We start from the raw sequence: 19,340 nt of genomic DNA, 5'->3' as shown, positions 1-19,340 counted from the left end.
TCAGCGGTTCTCCTTCTGGATCTGAGCCCACTTCTCTTCCACGTCGTTGATGCCACCGACGTTGAAGAACGCCTGGGTCGCAACGTGGTCGAACTCGCCGTCGGCGATGGCACGGAAGGACTCGATGGTGTCCTTGAGCGGCACCGTGGATCCCTCGACACCCGTGAACTTCTTCGCCATGTAGGTGTTCTGCGAGAGGAACTGCTGGATACGACGAGCGCGCTCGACCGTGATCTTGTCCTCTTCGGAGAGCTCGTCGACACCGAGGATGGCGATGATCTCCTGCAGTTCCTTGTTCTTCTGGAGGATCTGCTTGACGCGCGTGGCCGTCTCGTAGTGGTCGGCACCCAGGTACCGCGGGTCCATGATGCGCGACGTCGACGCCAGCGGGTCGATCGCGGGGTACAGACCCTGCGAAGCGATCTCACGGGAGAGCTCGGTCGTCGCGTCGAGGTGCGCGAACGTGGTGGCCGGAGCCGGGTCGGTGTAGTCGTCAGCCGGCACGTAGATCGCCTGCAGCGAGGTGATCGAGTGACCGCGCGTCGAGGTGATGCGCTCCTGGAGCACACCCATCTCGTCGGCGAGGTTGGGCTGGTAACCCACGGCGGACGGCATGCGGCCGAGCAGCGTCGAGACCTCGGAGCCGGCCTGCGTGAAGCGGAAGATGTTGTCGATGAAGAGGAGCACGTCCTGCTTCTGGACATCGCGGAAGTACTCCGCCATCGTCAGCGCCGACAGGGCCACGCGCAGACGCGTTCCCGGCGGCTCGTCCATCTGGCCGAACACGAGGGCCGTCTTGTCGAAGACACCCGCCTCTTCCATCTCACCGATGAGGTCGTTGCCCTCACGGGTGCGCTCACCGACCCCGGCGAACACCGACACACCGCCGTGGTCCTGCGCAACGCGCTGGATCATCTCCTGGATGAGGACGGTCTTGCCGACGCCCGCACCACCGAAGAGGCCGATCTTGCCACCCTGCACGTACGGGGTGAGGAGGTCGATGGACTTGATGCCGGTCTCGAACATCGAGGTCTTGGACTCGAGCTGGTCGAAGGCCGGAGCCTTGCGGTGGATCGGCCAGCGCTCGGTGATCTCGAGCTTCTCGTCCGTGTTGAGCACGTTCCCGAGGACGTCGAAGACCTTGCCCTTGGTGACGTCGCCGACGGGGACCGAGATCGGAGCGCCCGAGTCACGGACCTCCTGGCCACGGACCAGGCCGTCGGTCGGCTTCAGGGAGATGGCACGGACGAGGTCGTCGCCGAGGTGCTGCGCGACCTCGAGGCCGATCTCCTGCGACGAGTCACCGATGGTGATGGTCGTGAACAGGAGGTTGTACATCTCCGGGATTGCGTCGTGGGGGAACTCGATGTCGACGACGGGGCCCGTGACACGGGCGATCCGGCCGACACCGGGCGCCGACGACGTCTCGACCGCGGTGGTTGCGGTGTCGGTCATGGCTGGTGCCTTCCTGAGGGTGGGTATCTGTCCGCGAACGACGCGGACTACTTCTTCTTCGACGAGAGGGCGTCGGCGCCGCCGACGATCTCGGAGATCTGCTGGGTGATCTCCGCCTGACGCGCGTTGTTCGCGAGTCGGGTGAAGTCACGGATCAGCGAGTCGGCGTTGTCGCTGGCCGCCTTCATCGCCTTCTGACGCGCGGCGTGCTCGGAAGCAGCCGACTGCAGCATGGCGTTGAAGATGCGGCTCTCGATGTAGACCGGGAGCAGCGAGTCGAGCACCGCGTCGGCGTCCGGCTCGAACTCGTAGAGCGGCAGGGGCTCGTTGCCCTCGGGCTCGTCGATGCCCTCGACGACCTCGAGGGGCAGCAGGCGAACGACCTGCGGCTCCTGGGTCGCCAGGCTGATGAACCGGTTGAACACGATGTGGATCTCGTCCACACCGCCGTCAGCGGTGTCCTGGAGGAACTTCGCCACGACGGCGTCGCCGATCTCCTTGGCCGTCGAGAACTCCGGCTGGTCGGTGTTGCCGACCCACTGCTGCTCGGACGGACGCTCACGGAACGCGAAGTACCCGACGGACTTGCGGCCGACCAGGTAGTAGACGACGTCCTTGCCCTCGCTGCGGAGCAGGGAGGCTAGCTCCTCGCCCTGCTTGAGGACGTTCGTGCTGAACGCGCCGTTCAGGCCGCGGTCCGAGGTGAAGAGCACGACGGCTGCACGGGTCGACGACTCCGGCTCGGTGGTCAGCACGTGGTCGACGTTCGAGAACGTCGCCACGGCCGACACCGCACGCGTGACGGCCCGCGAGTACGGACCGGACGCAGCCATGCGGGCCTGCGCCTTCTGGATCCGCGACGCCGAGATCAGCTCCATGGCGCGGGTGACCTTCTTCGTGGTCTTCGCCGACTTGATCCGCTGGCGGTAGACCCGGACCTGCGCTGCCATCTAGCGACGACCCTTGACGATCTGCTCCTGGTCGACGTCCTCGGCGTCAGCCGCGTCGAACTGCTCGGAGCCGAGGGTCTTGCCGTCGCTCGTCTGGAAGCTCTTCGTGAACTCGTCGATCTGCTTGTCCATCTCGGCGACGGTCTCGTCGCTGAGCTGGTTCGTCTCGCGCAGGGTCGTGAGGACGTCGGAGTTGCGACGCAGGTGGTCGAGCAGTTCGGACTCGAAGCGGAGCACGTCCGGCACCGGGACGGTGTCGAGCTTGCCGTTCGTGCCGGCCCAGATCGAGACGACCTGCTCCTCGACCGGGTACGGCGAGTACTGCGGCTGCTTGAGGAGCTCGGTCAGACGTGCACCGCGCTCCAGCTGACGACGCGACGCCTGGTCGAGGTCGGACGCGAACATCGCGAACGCCTCGAGCGAGCGGTACTGCGCCAGCTCGAGCTTCAGCGTGCCGGAGACCTTCTTGATCGACTTCACCTGGGCGTCACCACCGACGCGGGACACCGAGATGCCCACGTCGACGGCCGGACGCTGGTTCGCGTTGAAGAGGTCCGACTGCAGGAAGATCTGACCGTCGGTGATGGAGATGACGTTGGTCGGGATGTACGCCGAGACGTCGTTCGCCTTGGTCTCGATGATCGGGAGGCCCGTCATCGAACCGGCGCCGAGCTCGTCGGACAGCTTCGCGCAACGCTCCAGCAGACGGGAGTGCAGGTAGAAGACGTCACCCGGGTAGGCCTCGCGGCCCGGCGGACGACGCAGGAGGAGCGACACCGCACGGTAGGCCTCGGCCTGCTTGGACAGGTCGTCGAAGATGATGAGGACGTGCTTGCCCTGGTACATCCAGTGCTGGCCGATGGCCGAACCGGTATACGGGGCGAGGTACTTGAAGCCGGCCGGGTCAGAGGCCGGGGCGGCGACGATGGTGGTGTACTCCATCGCGCCGGCGTCCTCGAGCGCACCCTTGACCGAGGCGATCGTGGAGCCCTTCTGACCGATGGCGACGTAGATGCAGCGGACCTGCTTCTCCTCGTCGCCGGACTCCCAGTTGGCCTTCTGGTTGATGATCGTGTCGATCGCGATGGCCGTCTTGCCGGTCTGGCGGTCGCCGATGATCAGCTGACGCTGACCACGGCCGACGGGGATCATCGCGTCGATCGCCTTGATGCCGGTCTGCAGCGGCTGGTGGACCGACTTGCGGGCCATGACGCCGGGGGCCTGGAGCTCGAGGGCACGACGGCCCTCTGCGGCGATCTCGCCGAGACCGTCGATCGGGGCGCCGAGCGGGTCGACGACGCGACCGAGGAAGGCGTCGCCGACGGGGGCGGAGAGGACCTCACCCGTGCGGGTGACCTCCATGCCCTCCTCGATGCCGCCGAACTCGCCGAGCACGATGGCGCCGATCTCGTCTTCGTCGAGGTTCTGCGCGAGGCCGAGCGTGCCGTCCTGGAAGCGGATGAGCTCGTTCGCCATGACGCCGGGGAGACCCTCGACGTGGGCGATGCCGTCACCGGCGTCGGTGACGTGCCCGACCTCGGCCGTGGAGGCCTTCGTCGGCTCGTAGTTCGAGACGAAGTCCTTCAGGGCATCACGGATCTCATCGGGGCTGATGGTGATGTCTGCCATGGGATTTTCCTTGTGGTTTTCCGGGGCCCTTCGGCTCCGAGAGGGTGACGCTGCCGGACTCGGCAGTTCCCGTTGTGGACTTGGGGAGGAGCGGCTTCGACCGTACGCCTAGCCGGCGAGCTGGAGCCGGAGCTCCGAGAGTCGCGTGGACACGGTGCCGTCGATGACGTCGCCGCCGATCTGCACCCGGACCCCGCCGACGACCGTGGGGTCGACGACCTGGTTGATGCTGATGTCCTTGCCGTACCGCTCGGACAGACCGCGTGTGACGCGGGCCGACTGTGCGGGGGTCAGTGGCGTTGCCGTGACGACAGTCGCGACGAGCTTGCCGGCCTGCTCGGCCACGATGCGCGAGGCATCACGGACGATCTCACCGATGCGGCGGCCGCGGGGCTGCTGCACCAGGGCCGAGACGATCGTGATCGTCTGCTCCGATGCCTTGGCACCGAGGAGCCGCTCGACGAGCGCGCCCTTCTGTTCGGGGCTGCCGAGCTTGGTGCCGAGCGCCAGCTCGAGGGCGGCGTCCGACCGGACGGCGGTCTCGAAGGCGAACAGCTCCGACTCGATCGACGAGTCCGGACCCGCGGTGGCGGCGACGGCGCGGATGCCCGCGTCCTCGATGCCGGCGAGCAGGTCCTGCTGCGAGGACCAGCGCGAGCCGGCCACCGCGGTCAGGACCGCACGCGTCGCGTCCGACTGTCCGGCGAAGACACGATCGATGAGGACCTTCTTGCCGGCCGGGTCGGCCGTGGGGTCGGACAGCAGCCCGAGCAGCTGCGGCGCACCGGCGATCGCACGCCCGGAGGCGAGGATCTCGGCACCCGCGGCCAGGCCGGCGCTCGGACCGAGGTCCGACAGCACCGCCCTGGTGGACGCGAGTGCTTCCCTGGTAGCGCTGCGCATGCTCAGTGCTCCCCCGTCTTCGTGGCCTGCGAGGCCTCGAGGTCGGCGAGGAAGCGGTCGACCACTGCGGTCGACTTGGCGTCGTCCTTGAGGGACTCACCGATCACACCGGACGCGAGGTCCAGCGCGAGGGTGCCCACTTCGGACCGGAGCGCCTGAACGGCGCTCTGACGCTCGGCCTCGATCTGCGCCTGGGCGTTGGCCGTGATGCGTGCTGCATCGGCGGCCGCCTGCTCGCGGACCTCGTTGCCGATCGCCGTGGCGTCGGCGCGGGCCTGCTCACGGATACGCGATGCCTCGGCACGTGCATCGGCGAGCTGCTTGTTGTACTCGTCGAGCGCGGCGGCGGCCTGCTCCTGAGCGGCCTCGGCCTTCTTGATGCCGCCCTCGATGGCCTCGGTGCGCTCATCGAGCATCTTCGTGATGCGCGGCGTGACGACACGCCACATCACCACGAAGATGATGACGAATGCGAGCGCCGACCACACGATGTCGTACAGCGGCGGGATCAGCGGGTTGTGCGCTTCCTCCGCTGCGATGATGAGTGCGTTCTGCATCGAGGAACCTTAGTTGGTGAAGATGAAGTACGTGGCGATACCGATGAAGGCCAGGGCCTCGGTGAAGGCGATACCGATGTACATGAGGGTCGTCAGGCGGCCCTGGAGCTCGGGCTGGCGAGCGACGGACTCGATCGTCTTGCCGACGACGATGCCGACGCCGATGGCCGGGCCGATCGCTGCGAGGCCGTAGCCAACCGTCGCGATGTTGCCGTTGATCTCCGCGAGAACGGTCGTTGCGTCCACGTGTTTTCCTTTCGAGGTGCGGGTCCGACGGTCGCCGGTCCCGTAGGGGGTCAGTGAGGAATCAGTGCTCGTCGGCCAGCGCCAGCTGGATGTAGACGGCGGTGAGGAGCATGAAGACGTAGGCCTGCAGCAGCGCGACGAGGATCTCGAAGAAGCTGAACGCGATGCCGAACGCGATGGTCCCGACGCCGAAGGCCTTGAAGCCGAGCGATGCGTCGAAGAAGAAGAACTGCGTGGCCGAGAAGAACAGCACGAGGAGCAGGTGCCCCACGACCATGTTCATCAGGAGTCGCAGCGTCAGCGTGACGGGACGGAGCACGAAGGTCGAGACGAGCTCGATCGGCGTCACGATGATGTACAGCGGCCACGGCACCCCGGGCGGGAAGAGCGAGTTCTTGAGGAACGTGCCCGGGTGCTTGCGGAGGCCGGCGTAGATGAAGGCGAGGTACGCGACGATCGCCAGGATCATCGGCATCGCGATGCGGCTGGTGCCGGCGAGGTTCATGCCCGGGATCAGACCCGTCAGGTTCATGAACAGCACGCCGAAGAAGATCGTCGCCAGGAGCGGCAGGAAGCGCTTGCCGTCCTTCTCTCCGAGGTTGTCGAAGGTGTTGCGACGGACGACGTCGAACGCGTACTCGATGAACGCCTGACCGCGGTTCGGCACGAGCTTCAGTGCACGGGTGCCCACGAACGCGAACACCAGGAGCACGGCGACGGCGAAGAAGCGGATGAGGACGACCCGATCGATCTCGAACGGCGTCCCTGCCCACAGAAGAGCATCGGGGAAGAACTCGTTGATCGACGGACCATGGAACTCGGCGGCCTTGCTGCTCCCCGCCGCGACGGTGTCAACCGCAGCGGAGAGGGACAGGGGAAGAGCGTGGGATAGCAGCGCTGTCTCCTGTGTCGGCGCGCGCACATCATGGCACGCGATGGTGGACGTTGTGGAGGCTTGTCCGCCCGAGCGGGGCTCCGGAAGCGGACGTCGAGAAGCCTATCAGGTGCGAGAGGCTTCCCGGCTTCTCAGTTGGGCGGGGTCGTGTTCCCAGCGTCTGCGGAGCCGGCGCCCTCGTCGCCCGGCAGGCGGACGCCGATCGGGATGCGGGCCTTCGCGACGGCGACGACGTCGATCACCAGGGAGCCGACGACCCCCGCGATGATCACGATCGCCAGCACCGGGAAGTCGACCCAGTCGCGGTCCTTGAGCAGGACCAGCAGCACGATGAAGACGATGAACTTGAGCAGCCAGGTGCCCATCACGATGCCGAAGAAGGCACCGGAGATCATCTGGCCCTTCGAGACGCGCAGCGCGACGAGGACACTGACCGCGGTGAGCCCGAGGAACACGACGCTCAGCACGGCGCCGAGCAGTCCCCCGACCAGCCCGGGACCGTCCGCGACGAGGAACCCGACGAGTCCGCCGACCACCGCCAGGGCGACGGCGAGGACCGCTCCCCAGGTGATGATGCGGCGGAACACCGGCCGGACGTGGTCGAGCGCGTTCGGTGCGGTCACGTGAGGTCTCCAGGGATCGTGCGGTCGTTGGCGGCCCGGTCGAGCGGGTCGAGGCTTGCGTCCACCACGGCGGCGGAGCGGTTGGCGGTCTGGGCAGCGATCTCGGTGCGTTTCCGGCCGAGCGGCGCGAACGTGGCGACGGCACAGACGGTGAAGCCGACGGACACGAAGACGACCACCCAGTACCAGTCCACGAAGAGGAACAGCAGACACCCGAAGGCGACGGTCGCGGTCCACGCGTAGAAGATCAGCACCGCGTGGAAGTGCGAGTGCCCCATGTCGAGCAGGCGGTGGTGCAGGTGTTTCCGGTCGGCCGAGAACGGCGACTTGCCCGCGCTGAGTCGGCGGGTGACCGCGAGACCGAAGTCCAGGATCGGCACGATCAGGATCGCGAACGGCAGCAGGATCGGGATGAACGCCGGCAGCAGCGCCTGGCGTGTCTGCACCGCCGCCGGGTCGATGTTGCCCGTGACCGAGACCGCGCTGGTGGCCATCAGGAACCCGACGAGCAGCGCGCCGGCGTCACCCATGAAGAGCTTGGCGGGGTGCCAGTTCAGGATGAGGAAGCCGAAGCAAGCTCCGACGAGGACCGCGGTGAGCAGCGAGGGCAGGTTGAAGAAGAACTCGGTCTGCACGACCACGCGGTTGATGAAGAACGTGTAGAGGAAGAACACCCCACCGGCGATGATCGCGACGCCGGCCACCAGGCCGTCGAGCCCGTCGATGAAGTTCACCGCGTTCATCACGAGCACCACCGCCAGCACGGTGAAGATCAGGCTCATGTACGACGAGCCGACGCCCAGTGTGTTGCCGATCGGGAGCGACACGATCGCGACGCCCTGCCAGGCGAGGATGCCCGCCGCGATGATCTGCCCAGCGAGCTTCGTCATCCAGTCGAGGTCCCAGATGTCGTCCGCGACGCCGAGGACCACGATGATGGTCGCTCCCCCGAGCACCGCGAGCACGCGGCCGGGTTCGGAGAACACGAGCCGGAAGTAGTCGGTCCCCGCGATCGACGGGAACAGGAACCAGGCCGCGAGCAGCGAGACGATGACGCCGATGTACATCGCGATGCCACCGAGCCGCGGCGTCGGCGTCCGGTGCACGTCCCGCTCGCGGACCTGCGGGTACCACTTGTACTTCAGCCCGAGCTTCCAGACGATCAGGCTCATCCCGAAGCTCACGACCGCGGCGATGGCCCCCGCGAGCAGGTAGTACTTCATGTGACGAGGTCGGCTCCGACGACCCGGGTGATCTCCTCGTCGGGGATCACCCCGTGCCGGACGATGCGGAGCTTCCCGCCGTCCGACAGCCCGGTGGCGTCGACGATGGTCGACCCGGTGCTGGCCTCGAAGCCGTCGTGCACCTCGACGGGCCCGCCGTCCAGGTAGATCGCGACGCTGTCACCGAGCATGCGCTCGGCGGCGTCGACGTCCATCGCGGCCGGGTCGCCCGTGGAGTTCGCGGACGAGACCGCGAGGGGTCCGACCTCCTGCAGCAGCTCGAGGGCGATCCGCGAGTCCGGCATCCGCAGCGCGACCGTGCCGCGCGTCTCGCCGAGGTCCCAGTCGAGCGACGGCTGTGCGTGCAGGATGACGGTCAGCCCGCCCGGCCAGAACTCGGCCACCAGGTCGCGCACCGGCTGCGGGACCTCGCTGGCGAGGGCGTCGAGCGTGGGCGGACCGGGGATGAGCACGGGCGGCGGCGACTGCCGTGTGCGGCCCTTCGCGTCGAGCAGCCGCTGCACGGCCGTCGCGCTGAAGGCGTCCGCGGCGAGGCCGTAGACGGTGTCGGTGGGGACCACGACGAGCTCTCCGCGTCCGAGGGCGGCACGTGCGAGCCGCATCCCGGTCAGGAGCCCGTCGGAGTCGGTGCAGTCGTATCGGGATGCCATGACTCGACGATGATAGTGCGACACAATGGTGGACATCGTGAACGAGACGCCCGCACCCCCGCTCCTGTTCCTCTTCGACATGGACGACGTCCTGGTCCGGTACGACTGGCAGGTGCGCATGGCCGCACTCTCCGAGTTCACCGGACACGAGTTCCAGGAGCTCCGTCGCCGCTGGTGGGACTGCGGCCACGAGATGCGTGCCGAGGCCGGTGGGTTCGCCGACGGCGACGAGTACCTCGCCGCGTTCGAGCGCGCGATGGAGTGCGACGTCCCCGAGGCCGACTGGGCCCGGATCCGGGGATCCGCCATGACCGAGCTGCCGGAACGCATCGAGGCGGTCCGGATCGCGAGCGAACACGGGCGTGTCGGGCTGCTCACCAACAACGGACCGCTCGCCGGCCGCTGGATCCACGAGTGGGCGCCGTCCCTGCCCGAGGTCTTCGGGGAGCACCTGGACACGTCGAGCAACTTCGGCGCCCGGAAGCCCGAGCCCGAGGTCTTCCAGCGTGCGGTCGCGCACCACGGCGTCCCCGCGGAGCGCACCTTCTTCGCCGACGACATGCCCGAGAACGTCGCGGGTGCGAGGAGCGTCGGCATCCACGCGGTCCTGGTCGAGCACGACACCGACCTGCGGGAGCACGTCCGCGCCTTCGTCGCGGCGCAGCAACAGACGGCGACTCCGGTCGCGTGACGCGGCACCGCACCGGAGGCGCGACTCGCCCCGTCTAGCGGGTCGCGGTGGTCGTGCGGTCGCGCCCCGTCAGGTCGACGTGCGTCTCGGGGGTGCGGAACCCCCGGCGCGCCAGGACCTGCCGGACGCCGGCGCCCTGCGGTTCGGCGTGCTCGATGACCAGGACTCCCCCGGGCACCAGCAACCGCCAGGCCGTCTCGGCAAGTGCCCGGACGGCGTCGAGACCGTCCGGCCCGCCGTAGAGCGCCATCGCCGGGTCGTGGTCGCGGACCTCGGGGTCGATCGGGATCGCGTCGTCCGGCACGTACGGCGGGTTCGACACGACGACGGCCACGGTGCCGTCGAGTTCCGGCAGCGCGTCGGCGAGGTCGCCCTCGACGAGCCGGACCGTCCCGCCGTGGGCGTCGACGTTGCGCCGGGTCCAGGGCAGGGCCTCCGCAGACCGCTCGACGGCGTAGACCACGGCGTTCGGCACCTCGGTGTCCATCGCGATCGCGATCGCACCGCTGCCGGAGCCCAGGTCCACGGCGATCGGCTCGGGGACGGCGGTCGCCCGCAGCGCGTCGATGCCGAACTGCACGACGCCCTCGGTCTCCGGACGGGGCACGAACACGCCCGGTCCGACGGACAGGGTGAGCGCGCGGAAGTACGCCTGCCCGGTGATGTGCTGCAGCGGCTCACGGGTGGCACGGCGGGCGACGGCGTGCCGGAAGCGCTCGACGTGCTCCGGGGCGATGCCGCCACCGATGAGCGCGCGGGCCTGGACGGCACCGCGCGAGGTGTCGGTCGCCCACGCGAGCAGCAGCTCGGCGTCGACCCGGGGGGTCGGGACACCGACGGCGACGAGCGCCGCGGCCGCCTGCTCGAGCAGGCGATCCGCGGCGTACGTGAGGGGCGTGTCGGCGGTGATCCGGGCCTCCAGGCTGGGTGTGCGGTTACGCGTCCTGGTCGCCGATGGCGGCCAGACGTGCCTCTTCGTCCGCCTGGATGGCGGACTGGATGACGGGCTCGAGGGCACCGTTCATCACGCGGTCGAGGTCGTACGCCTTGTAGCCGGTGCGGTGGTCCGCGATCCGGTTCTCCGGGAAGTTGTACGTGCGGATGCGCTCCGAACGGTCCATCCCCCGGATCTGCGACTTGCGCGCATCCGAGGCGATCGCGTCGAGCTCCTCCTGCTGGCGCGCGAGGATGCGTGCACGGAGCACGCGCATGCCGGCCTCGCGGTTCTGCAGCTGCGACTTCTCGTTCTGCATCGCCACCGTGATGCCCGTGGGCAGGTGGGTGATGCGGACCGCGGAGTCCGTCGTGTTCACGGACTGTCCGCCCGGGCCGGAGGACCGGTAGACGTCGATCTTGAGGTCGTTCTGGTTGATCTGGACCTCTTCGGGCTCGTCCACCTCGGGGAACACCAGCACGCCGGTGGTCGAGGTGTGGATGCGCCCCTGCGACTCGGTCTGCGGCACCCGCTGGACGCGGTGCACACCGCCCTCGTACTTCAGGTGGGCCCAGACGCCCTGGGACGGATCGGTCGTGTTCGACTTGATCGCGACCTGGACGTCCTTGTAGCCACCCAGGTCGGACTCGGTGCGCTCGAGGAGCTCGACCTTCCAGCCCTTCGTCTCGGCGTAGTGCGAGTACATGCGCAGCAGATCGGCCGCGAACAGCGCCGATTCCTCGCCGCCCTCGCCGCCCTTGATCTCCATGATGACGTCACGGCCGTCGTCGGGGTCGCGCGGGATGAGCAGCCGGCGAAGACGCTCCTGGCGCTCCGACAGCTGCTCCTCGAGCCCGGGGACCTCGTCCGCGAACGCCGCGTCTTCACGCGCGAGTTCCTGGGCGGCGGCGAGGTCGTCCCCCGCCGCCTGCCAGGCCTCGTACGCGGACTTGATCTGGTTGAGCTCGGCGTACCGCCGGTTCACCTTCTTCGCCCGGGCCGCATCGGCGTGGAGCGCGGGGTCCGACAGCTGCTGCGTCAGGTCCTCGTGTTCCGCCAGCAGCCCCGCTACCGACTCGAACACGCGTTACTCCTGGTGACCGTTGTGGTGGGCGCCGGTCGTGGGGACCGACTTCTGCACCTGCACCAGGAACTCGACGTTCGACTGCGTCTCCTTGAGGTTCCGCAGCACGATCTCGAGGGCCTGCTGCGGGTCGAGCCCGGCGAGGGCGCGGCGCAGACGCCAGGTGATCTTGACCTCGTCGCCGGAGAGCAGCTGCTCCTCGCGACGAGTACCCGAGGCGTTCACGTCGACGGCGGGGAAGATGCGCTTGTCGGCGAGGTGACGGTTCAGGCGGAGCTCCATGTTGCCGGTGCCCTTGAACTCCTCGAAGATGACCTCGTCCATCTTGGAGCCGGTCTCGACGAGCGCGGTCGCGAGGATCGTCAGCGAGCCGCCGTCCTCGATGTTGCGCGCGGCACCGAAGAAGCGCTTCGGCGGGTACAGCGCCGCCGAGTCGACGCCACCGGAGAGCACGCGGCCCGACGGCGGGGTCGACAGGTTGTACGCACGGCCCAGGCGGGTGATCGAGTCGAGCAGCAGCACGACGTCGTGGCCCAGCTCCACCAGGCGCTTCGCACGCTCGATGGCGAGCTCGGCGACGGTGGTGTGGTCCTCGGCGGGACGGTCGAAGGTCGAGGCGATGACCTCGCCCTTCACCGTGCGCTGCATGTCGGTGACCTCTTCGGGCCGCTCGTCGACGAGGACGACCATCAGGTGCGCCTCGGGGTTGTTCTTGGCGACGGCGTTCGCGATGGCCTGCAGCACGACGGTCTTGCCGGCCTTCGGCGGGGACACGATGAGACCGCGCTGGCCCTTGCCGATCGGCGACACGAGGTCGATGATGCGGGTCGACAGCTTGCCCGGCTCCGTCTCGAGGCGCAGGCGCTCGTTCGGGTACAGCGGGGTGAGGTCGTTGAAGTCGACGCGGGCCGCGGCCTCGTCGGCGGACTGGCCGTTGATCGACTCGACGGCGACGAGCGCGTTGTACTTCTGGCGGCTCTGCTGCTCGCCGTCACGCGGCTGCTTGATCGAACCGACGACGGCGTCGCCCTTGCGCAGGTGGTACTTCTTCACCTGGCCGAGGGAGACGTAGACGTCGCTCGGGCCCGGCAGGTACCCGGTGGTGCGGACGAACGCGTAGTTGTCGAGGACGTCGAGGATGCCCGCGATCGGGATCAGGACGTCGTCCTCGGTGACCTCGGGCTCGAAGTCGTCGTTCTGGCCGCCACGGCCGCGCTTGCGGTCGCGCTGGCGACGGCTGCGGCCGCTCTCGGCCTCGTCGGCGTGCTGTTGCTGCTGCTGCTTCTGCTGACCGCTGGTCTGCTGCTTCTGCTGACCGGCGTTCTGCTGCTGCTTCTGGTCGGCCTTGTCGTCCTGCTTGGCCTCGGCCTGCTTCGGCTGGTCGTTCTGCTTCTGGCCGCCGTTCTGCTGGCCGTTCTGCTGCTCGCCGCCGTTCTGCTTCGGCTGGTTCTGCTGGTCGGCGCCGTTCTGCTTCTGCTGGCCGGCGTTCTGGCCGCCGTTCTGCTGGTCGGTGCCGTTCTGCTGCTCGCCGTTCTCGGCGTTCTGCCCACGGCCACGACCGCGACCACGGCTGCGACGACCGCGACGCGAGCCGCCCTCGCCCTGCTCGGAGTTCTGGTCGCCCTGCTCGTTCTGGTCGCCGGACTCGTTCCGGTCCTGATCGACCCGGACGGCGGACGTCGGAGCCTGCTGGCCCTGCTGGGCCGCCTGGCTCGGCTGCTCGGCCTCGGCAGGTGCCGACGCCTGCTGCCCCTGGTCGGTGCCACGTTGCTCGGTGCCACGCTGCTCGGCGTTCCGCTGGCCACGGCCACGGCGCTGCGAGCCGGACTGCGCGGCTTCCTGGGCGTCCTTCTCGGCGCGGACCTGGTCGAGCCCGGCGAGGAGGTCCTCGGTGCCGGTCTGGCCGTGGTTGGTGTGCTCGGCGGCCGAGGTCGGCGCGGCGTTCACGGTGCCACCGGACGACGCGCGGCGCGAACGACGGGCACGGCTCGGGGCTGCCGACTCGGCGGGTGCCTCGGGGTCGGCGACGGGGGCCTCGGCGGCGGGCTGCGCGAGGGCCTCGGCGGGCTCCGGCAGGGTCGGCTGCTCGGTTGCGGCCGGCTCGGCGGGGGTCTCGGCGACGACGGTGGCGGCCGGGGCGGCCGGGGTCTCGTCGACGGGACGCTTGTCCTCGATGGAGGCGATCAGGTCGCCCTTGCGGAGCTTGGAGAGCCCGGTGATGCCGAGCGAGGATGCGATGCGCTGCAGCTCCGGGAGACGGAGGGCACGCAGGTCGCTGGGGATCTCCACCTGGGCGGAGTTGTTGTCGGTCAAGGTCGGTGTTTCCTTTCGAACCGCAGAACGCGGAGAGTTTCCACCGTCCCGGATGCGCAGGGTGAGCATCGACCGCCGTTCAGACGACGGATCGGGATTCGGTGATCAGAAAGAGATGCACACTCGCGCACCGGACCCTGCGACGTCGCAGGAGCTGTCCTGAGGACGAGCGATCCATACGGTTACGCGGGTTCGGCTTCGAGCGCCGAGTGCGCTGCCACTGTAGCACCACCGAGATCGACGGCCAGCATGAGCGGCCGCCAGTCGGATTCGGCGTGTCGCTGCACCAGTTCGGCGGCGGTCAGGCGCTGTGCCGGGTCACTGCCGAGGACGAGCAGGCTCGGCCCGGCGCCGGAGACCACCGCGGCGAGGCCGTGTTGCCGGAGCAACCGGATCAGGGCGTCGGTCTCGGGCATGGCGCTGGCGCGGTACGCCTGGTGCAGCCGGTCCTCCGTCGCGGCGAGCAGCAGCTCGGGGCTCTGGATGAGCGCCGCGACGAGCAGCGCCGAGCGGGAGACGTTGAACGCGGCGTCGGCGTGCGGGACCTGCTCGGGCTGCAGGGAGCGCGCGAGCTTGGTCGAGAGCGTCGAGGTCGGCACGAACACCACCGGGGCGACGCCGCGGTGCACCAGGAGCCGCTTGTAGGCCGGGCCCTCGGCGGTCATCCACGCGATCGTCAGGCCGCCGAAGAGCGCCGGTGCGACGTTGTCCGGGTGGCCCTCCATCTCGGTGGCCAGGGTCAGGAGCGTCGAGGCGTCCAGGTCGACGATGCCCTCGAGCAGCCCACGGGCCGCCATCAGCCCGGCGACGATCGCCGCGGCGGAGGAACCGAGACCGCGGCCGTGCGGGATCGCGTTCGTGGCGTGCAGCTCGAGACCGGGCTGGTCGACACCGGCGTGCTCCAGGCCACGGCGGACCGCGCGGACGACGAGGTTCGTGTCGTCGGTGGCGACCTCACCGGCACCGACGCCCTCGACCGTGACGGTCGCGCCGGGTTCGCGGCGGACGCGCACCACGACCTCGTCGTAGAGCGAGAGCGCGAGGCCGAGCGAGTCGAAACCGGGGCCGAGGTTCGCCGACGTCGCCGGCACCCGGACGCGCACCGCTGATCCGGCCGGCAGCGTACGGACCGCCCGTCCGGCCGGTACAGCACTGCGGGCGGTCATGCCCTCACCCGGTCCGGACGAGCGGTCGGAGATCACTGCTCGCTGACCAGACCGAGCACGTCGGCGATCGACTTCGTGTCGACCGGGACGCTCGTCGGGGTGACCTCGCCGCCGTCCGACGTGCGGAGGGCCCACTGCGGGTCCTTCAGGCCGTGGCCCGTGACCGTGATGACGACCTTCGCGCCCTTCGGCACGACACCCGCGTCGGCACGCTCGAGCAGCCCGGCGACACCGATGGCGGACGCGGGCTCGACGAAGACGCCGACCTCGGCCGACAGGATGCGGTGTGCGGCGAGGATGGCCTCGTCGGTGATGGCCCCGAAGTAGCCGTCGGTCTCCTCTCGTGCCTCGAGCGCGAACTGCCACGAGGCGGGGTTGCCGATGCGGATCGCCGACGCGATGGTGTCGGGGTGCCGGACGACCTCACCGTGCACGATCGGGGCGGAACCGGCGGCCTGGAACCCGAACATGCGGGGCAGCTTGGTGCTGCGGCCGGCGGCGACGTCCTCGCGGTAGCCACGCGAGTACGCGGTGTAGTTACCCGCGTTGCCGACGGGCAGGAAGTGGAAGTCCGGTGCGTCACCGAGGACGTCGACGACCTCGAACGCGGCGGTCTTCTGCCCCTCGATGCGGTCGTTGTTGACGGAGTTGACGAGGTGCACCGGGTAGTTCGCCGCCAGGTCGCGGGCGATGTCGAGGCAGTCGTCGAAGTTGCCCTGCACCTGCAGCAGCTGGGCGTCGTGGGCGACGGCCTGGCTGAGCTTGCCCATGGCGATCTTGCCCTCCGGCACGAGCACCGCGGCGGTGATGCCGGCGTGCGTGGCGTACGCCGCGGCCGAGGCGCTGGTGTTGCCGGTGGAGGCGCAGATGACGGCCTTCGCGCCGTGCTCGACGGCCTTGGAGATCGCCATCGTCATGCCGCGGTCCTTGAACGAACCCGTCGGGTTCATGCCCTCGAACTTCACGTAGACCTCGGCGCCGGTGCGCTCGGAGAGCCGACGAGCCGGGATGAGCGGCGTGCCGCCCTCACCGAGCGTGACGATGGGCGTCGCCTCGGTCACGTCGAGTCGGTCGGCGTACTCGCGCAGGACTCCCTGCCACTGGTGGGCCATCAGGCTTCTCTCTCTGTCCGGTGGGGTGGATCTGGTGGTGGTTCGGCTCGGTGGGCCCGCTGGTCGGCCTGGAGGCCCGTGGTCGCGTCAGCGACCGACGACGCGCAGGACGCTGGTGACGTCCAGGACGACGTCCTCGCCGCGGAGGGCGACGACGGTGTCGGCGAGGTCGGCCTCGCGCGCCAGGTGGGTGCCGATGACGAGCGTCGCGGTCCCCTCGGCGGCGCCGGTGGTGGTCTGCTCGACCGTCTCGACGCTGACGCCGTGCTTCGCGAGCACGCCGGCGACGGTCGACAGCACGCCGGGGGCGTCCGTGACGTGCAGGGTGATCTGGTAGCTCGTGCGGACGGTGCCGATCGGGAACACCGGCAGCTCGGACTGCGTCGACTCGGCGACCCCCGGGCCGCCGATGACGTGTCGGCGGGCAGCGGAGACCAGGTCGCCGAGGACCGCCGAGGCCGTCTCGACACCGCCGGCACCCGCGCCGTAGAACATCAGGTCGCCGGCGGCCTCGGCCTCGACGAACACGGCGTTCTTCGCACCGTGCACGCTCGCGAGCGGGTGCGACTCGGGGACGAGGGCCGGGTAGACGCGGGCGCTGACGCCCTCGCGGCCGTCCTCGTCGGTCAGACGCTCGGCGGACGCCAGGATCTTCACGACGTAGCCGGCCTTGCGGGCGGCGCGGACCTGGTCGATCGTGACGTGCGTGATGCCCTCGCGGTGCACGGCGGCGAGCGGCACCGAGGTGTGGAACGCCAGCGAGGCCAGGATCGCTGCCTTCTGCGCGGCGTCGTAGCCCTCGACGTCGGCGGTCGGGTCGGCCTCGGCGTACCCGAGCTCCGTCGCGGTGGCCAGGGCGTCCTCGAACGTGGAGCCCTTGCGGTCCATCAGGTCGAGGATGAAGTTCGTGGTGCCGTTGACGATGCCCATGATCCGGACGATGCGGTCACCGGCGAGCGAGTCGTGCAGGGGCCGGATGATCGGGATCGCCCCCGCCACGGCGGCCTCGTAGTAGAGCTGCGCGCCGACCTGCTCGGCCGCGGCGAAGAGTTCCGGGCCGTGGGTCGCGAGCAGCGCCTTGTTGCCGGTGACGACGTCCGCGCCGGACTGCAGGGCCTGGAGCACGAGGGTGCGCGCCGGCTCGATGCCGCCGATCAGCTCAACGACGATGTCCGCGCCGAGGATGAGCGATGCCGCGTCCGTGGTGAAGAGCTCCGCCGGCAGGTCGACGTCGCGCTGCGCGTCCACGTCGCGCACGGCGATCCCGACGAGCTCCAGCCCCGCACCGGCGCGCGAGGCCAGCTCGTCGCCGTGCTCGAGGAGCAGCCGCGCGACCTGGGAACCGACCGAGCCGGCCCCGAGCAGCGCGACACGGACGTTGCGGTATTCGATCATCTGGTAGCGGTTCCTGTCGGTGGGGGTGCGCCCTGCGGGGTGGGCGAACCCGGTCGGGTCGGGGGTCAGCGGCCGGTGCCGTCGGCGGGCACGGCGGCGACCCCGGTGTCACGGGCGAGCAGGTCGTCGATCGTCTCGCCCCGCACGAGGATACGGGCTGTGCCGTCCGCGACGGCGACGACCGGCGGACGGCCCACGTGGTTGTAGTTGCTCGACAGCGCCCAGCAGTACGCACCGGTGGCCGCGACGGCCAGCAGGTCGCCCCGCCGCACGTCGCCGGGCAGGTACTCGTCGTCCACCACGACGTCACCGCTCTCACAGTGCTTGCCGACGACTCGGCTCAGCACCGCCGGGGCGTCGGAGGTGCGGGCGAGCCGGGCCGTGTAGTCGGCGCCGTACAGGGCGGGACGGATGTTGTCGCTCATCCCGCCGTCGACGGAGACGTACGTGCGGGTCGCACTGCCGCCGTCGTCGGTCTCGAGCGTGACCGGCTTGATCGTACCGACGCGGTAGAGCGTCACCCCTGGCGGGCCGATGATGTAGCGGCCCGGCTCGACGGCGATGTCCGGCACCGGGATGCCGCGCTCGGCGCAGGCCTCGCCGATGATCGTGGCCAGTGCGTCGGCGACGTCCTCCGGAGCGAAGGCGGAGTCGGCCTCGGTGTAGTCGATGCCCCAGCCGCCGCCGAGGTTCAGCTCGGGCACCGGACCGGAGGCCACGAGCGTCGCGTGCACGTCCATCAGTCGGCGTGCGGCCTCGCGGAAGCCGGCGTCGTCGAAGATCTGCGAACCGATGTGCGAGTGCAGCCCGACGAAGGCGAGCGACGGCTCGGCCCGGACGGCTGCCGCGGCCTCGACGGCTTCGGACAGCGGGATGCCGAACTTCTGGTCCTCGCGAGCGGTCGCCAGGTACTCGTGGGTGGACGCGTGCACCCCGGTGTTGATCCGGATGCGCACCCGCTGCACGACCCCGGCGTCGGCGGCGGCACGGGCGACGCGCCGCACCTCTTCGTGACTGTCGAGCACGATCGTGCCGATGCCGACCTCGACCGCGCGGGCGATCTCGGCGTCGGACTTGTCGTTGCCGTGGAAGCCGAGCCGACCGGGGTCGATGCCGCCGGCCAGGGCGACCGCGAGCTCACCGGCGGTGCAGACGTCGACGCGCAGGTCGGCGTCGGCCATCCACGCGACGACCTGCGTCGTCAGGAAGGCCTTGCCGGCGTAGTAGACGTGCGCGTGGCTGCCGATGCGCTCGAACGCCTCGGCGAACGCGTTCCGCACACGGACGGCGCGGGACTGGACGTCACGCTCGTCGACGACGTACAGGGGCGTGCCGAACTGCGCGACCAGGTCCGTCGCGCTGATGCCGCCGATCGCCAGGGTGCCGTCGTCGGTCCGCGTCGCGGACGCGGGCCAGATGCGGTCCACCAGTTCGGAGGCGTCCGTCGGGAACCGCAGCCGCGGCGGTGCAAGGGGGTTCTCGCTCACGGGACC

Annotated in this window: 18 protein-coding genes; 1 reads left to right on the top strand and 17 read right to left on the bottom strand. The window is 69.6% G+C overall.

What is annotated here, in order from left to right; genetic code table 11:
- The 10 genes from atpD to H7A73_RS09730 form a co-directional block, all read right to left on the bottom strand.
- Complete coding sequence (gene atpD / locus H7A73_RS09775) at positions 1 to 1,455, bottom strand: F0F1 ATP synthase subunit beta (protein WP_017885744.1); 1,455 nt, start codon at positions 1,453 to 1,455, stop codon at positions 1 to 3.
- 47 nt (positions 1,456 to 1,502) lie between these two features.
- On the bottom strand, positions 1,503 to 2,405 hold the full coding sequence (locus H7A73_RS09770) for a F0F1 ATP synthase subunit gamma (RefSeq protein WP_027465777.1): 903 nt from the start codon (positions 2,403 to 2,405) through the stop codon (positions 1,503 to 1,505).
- Positions 2,406 to 4,034 (bottom strand): F0F1 ATP synthase subunit alpha, encoded by a 1,629-nt coding sequence (atpA, locus tag H7A73_RS09765; protein ID WP_110859011.1) that lies wholly within the window; start codon positions 4,032 to 4,034, stop codon positions 2,406 to 2,408.
- A 108-nt stretch (positions 4,035 to 4,142) separates the two neighbouring features.
- Positions 4,143 to 4,937 (bottom strand): F0F1 ATP synthase subunit delta, encoded by a 795-nt coding sequence (locus H7A73_RS09760; protein WP_182065789.1) that lies wholly within the window; start codon positions 4,935 to 4,937, stop codon positions 4,143 to 4,145.
- Between the two features lie 2 nt (positions 4,938 to 4,939).
- A complete protein-coding gene (locus H7A73_RS09755) occupies positions 4,940 to 5,494 on the bottom strand; it encodes a F0F1 ATP synthase subunit B (protein WP_182065788.1) in 555 nt (184 codons plus the stop codon).
- A 9-nt stretch (positions 5,495 to 5,503) separates the two neighbouring features.
- Entirely contained in the window at positions 5,504 to 5,740 is a 237-nt protein-coding gene (atpE, locus tag H7A73_RS09750; RefSeq protein ID WP_027465781.1) for an ATP synthase F0 subunit C, read from the bottom strand.
- A 61-nt stretch (positions 5,741 to 5,801) separates the two neighbouring features.
- Positions 5,802 to 6,662, bottom strand: coding sequence for a F0F1 ATP synthase subunit A (gene atpB / locus H7A73_RS09745; RefSeq protein ID WP_259362816.1), 861 nt, complete (start codon positions 6,660 to 6,662; stop codon positions 5,802 to 5,804).
- 104 nt (positions 6,663 to 6,766) lie between these two features.
- Positions 6,767 to 7,258: a hypothetical protein gene (locus H7A73_RS09740; RefSeq protein WP_259362814.1), complete on the bottom strand. Its 492-nt coding sequence runs from the start codon at positions 7,256 to 7,258 to the stop codon at positions 6,767 to 6,769.
- Positions 7,255 to 8,481: an MraY family glycosyltransferase gene (locus H7A73_RS09735; protein WP_182065787.1), complete on the bottom strand. Its 1,227-nt coding sequence runs from the start codon at positions 8,479 to 8,481 to the stop codon at positions 7,255 to 7,257. The genes H7A73_RS09740 and H7A73_RS09735 overlap by 4 nt, the downstream gene beginning before the upstream one ends.
- Positions 8,478 to 9,152, bottom strand: a complete 675-nt coding sequence (locus H7A73_RS09730; protein ID WP_182065786.1) for an L-threonylcarbamoyladenylate synthase — start codon at positions 9,150 to 9,152, stop codon at positions 8,478 to 8,480. Before H7A73_RS09730 ends, H7A73_RS09735 begins: the two co-directional genes overlap by 4 nt.
- Positions 9,153 to 9,189: 37 nt before the next feature.
- Between H7A73_RS09730 and H7A73_RS09725 the strand changes: the two genes are divergently transcribed.
- A complete protein-coding gene (locus tag H7A73_RS09725; protein ID WP_182065785.1) occupies positions 9,190 to 9,843 on the top strand; it encodes an HAD family hydrolase in 654 nt (217 codons plus the stop codon).
- 34 nt (positions 9,844 to 9,877) lie between these two features.
- Here H7A73_RS09725 and prmC read toward each other — a convergent pair whose 3' ends face one another.
- The 7 genes from prmC to lysA all read right to left on the bottom strand — a co-directional run bounded on the left by prmC (position 9,878) and on the right by lysA (position 19,334).
- The gene (gene prmC / locus H7A73_RS09720; protein ID WP_396136821.1) at positions 9,878 to 10,753 is read right to left on the bottom strand and encodes a peptide chain release factor N(5)-glutamine methyltransferase; all 876 of its coding nucleotides are present in this window, start codon (positions 10,751 to 10,753) and stop codon (positions 9,878 to 9,880) included.
- 25 nt (positions 10,754 to 10,778) lie between these two features.
- Positions 10,779 to 11,861, bottom strand: a complete 1,083-nt coding sequence (prfA, locus tag H7A73_RS09715) for a peptide chain release factor 1 (RefSeq protein WP_017885756.1) — start codon at positions 11,859 to 11,861, stop codon at positions 10,779 to 10,781.
- 3 nt (positions 11,862 to 11,864) lie between these two features.
- Positions 11,865 to 14,174 carry a transcription termination factor Rho gene (gene rho / locus H7A73_RS09710; protein WP_182065784.1) on the bottom strand — a complete coding sequence of 770 codons (2,310 nt, stop codon included), beginning with the start codon at positions 14,172 to 14,174 and terminating at the stop codon, positions 11,865 to 11,867.
- Between the two features lie 182 nt (positions 14,175 to 14,356).
- Entirely contained in the window at positions 14,357 to 15,340 is a 984-nt protein-coding gene (gene thrB, locus H7A73_RS09705) for a homoserine kinase (RefSeq protein WP_182065783.1), read from the bottom strand.
- A gap of 32 nt (positions 15,341 to 15,372) precedes the next feature.
- A complete protein-coding gene (gene thrC / locus H7A73_RS09700; protein WP_182065782.1) occupies positions 15,373 to 16,452 on the bottom strand; it encodes a threonine synthase in 1,080 nt (359 codons plus the stop codon).
- A gap of 87 nt (positions 16,453 to 16,539) precedes the next feature.
- Entirely contained in the window at positions 16,540 to 17,847 is a 1,308-nt protein-coding gene (locus H7A73_RS09695; RefSeq protein ID WP_182065781.1) for a homoserine dehydrogenase, read from the bottom strand.
- Between the two features lie 65 nt (positions 17,848 to 17,912).
- Complete coding sequence (gene lysA / locus H7A73_RS09690) at positions 17,913 to 19,334, bottom strand: diaminopimelate decarboxylase (RefSeq protein WP_182065780.1); 1,422 nt, start codon at positions 19,332 to 19,334, stop codon at positions 17,913 to 17,915.
- Positions 19,335 to 19,340: the final 6 nt, after the last annotated feature.

It is taken from the genome of Curtobacterium sp. ME12, assembly GCF_903970855.1.
GTDB classification, from domain to species: Bacteria; Actinomycetota; Actinomycetes; order Actinomycetales; family Microbacteriaceae; genus Curtobacterium; species Curtobacterium poinsettiae_A.
The sequence above is the reverse complement of the archived record's forward strand: the minus strand, read 5'-3'. Positions and strand labels throughout refer to the sequence as shown.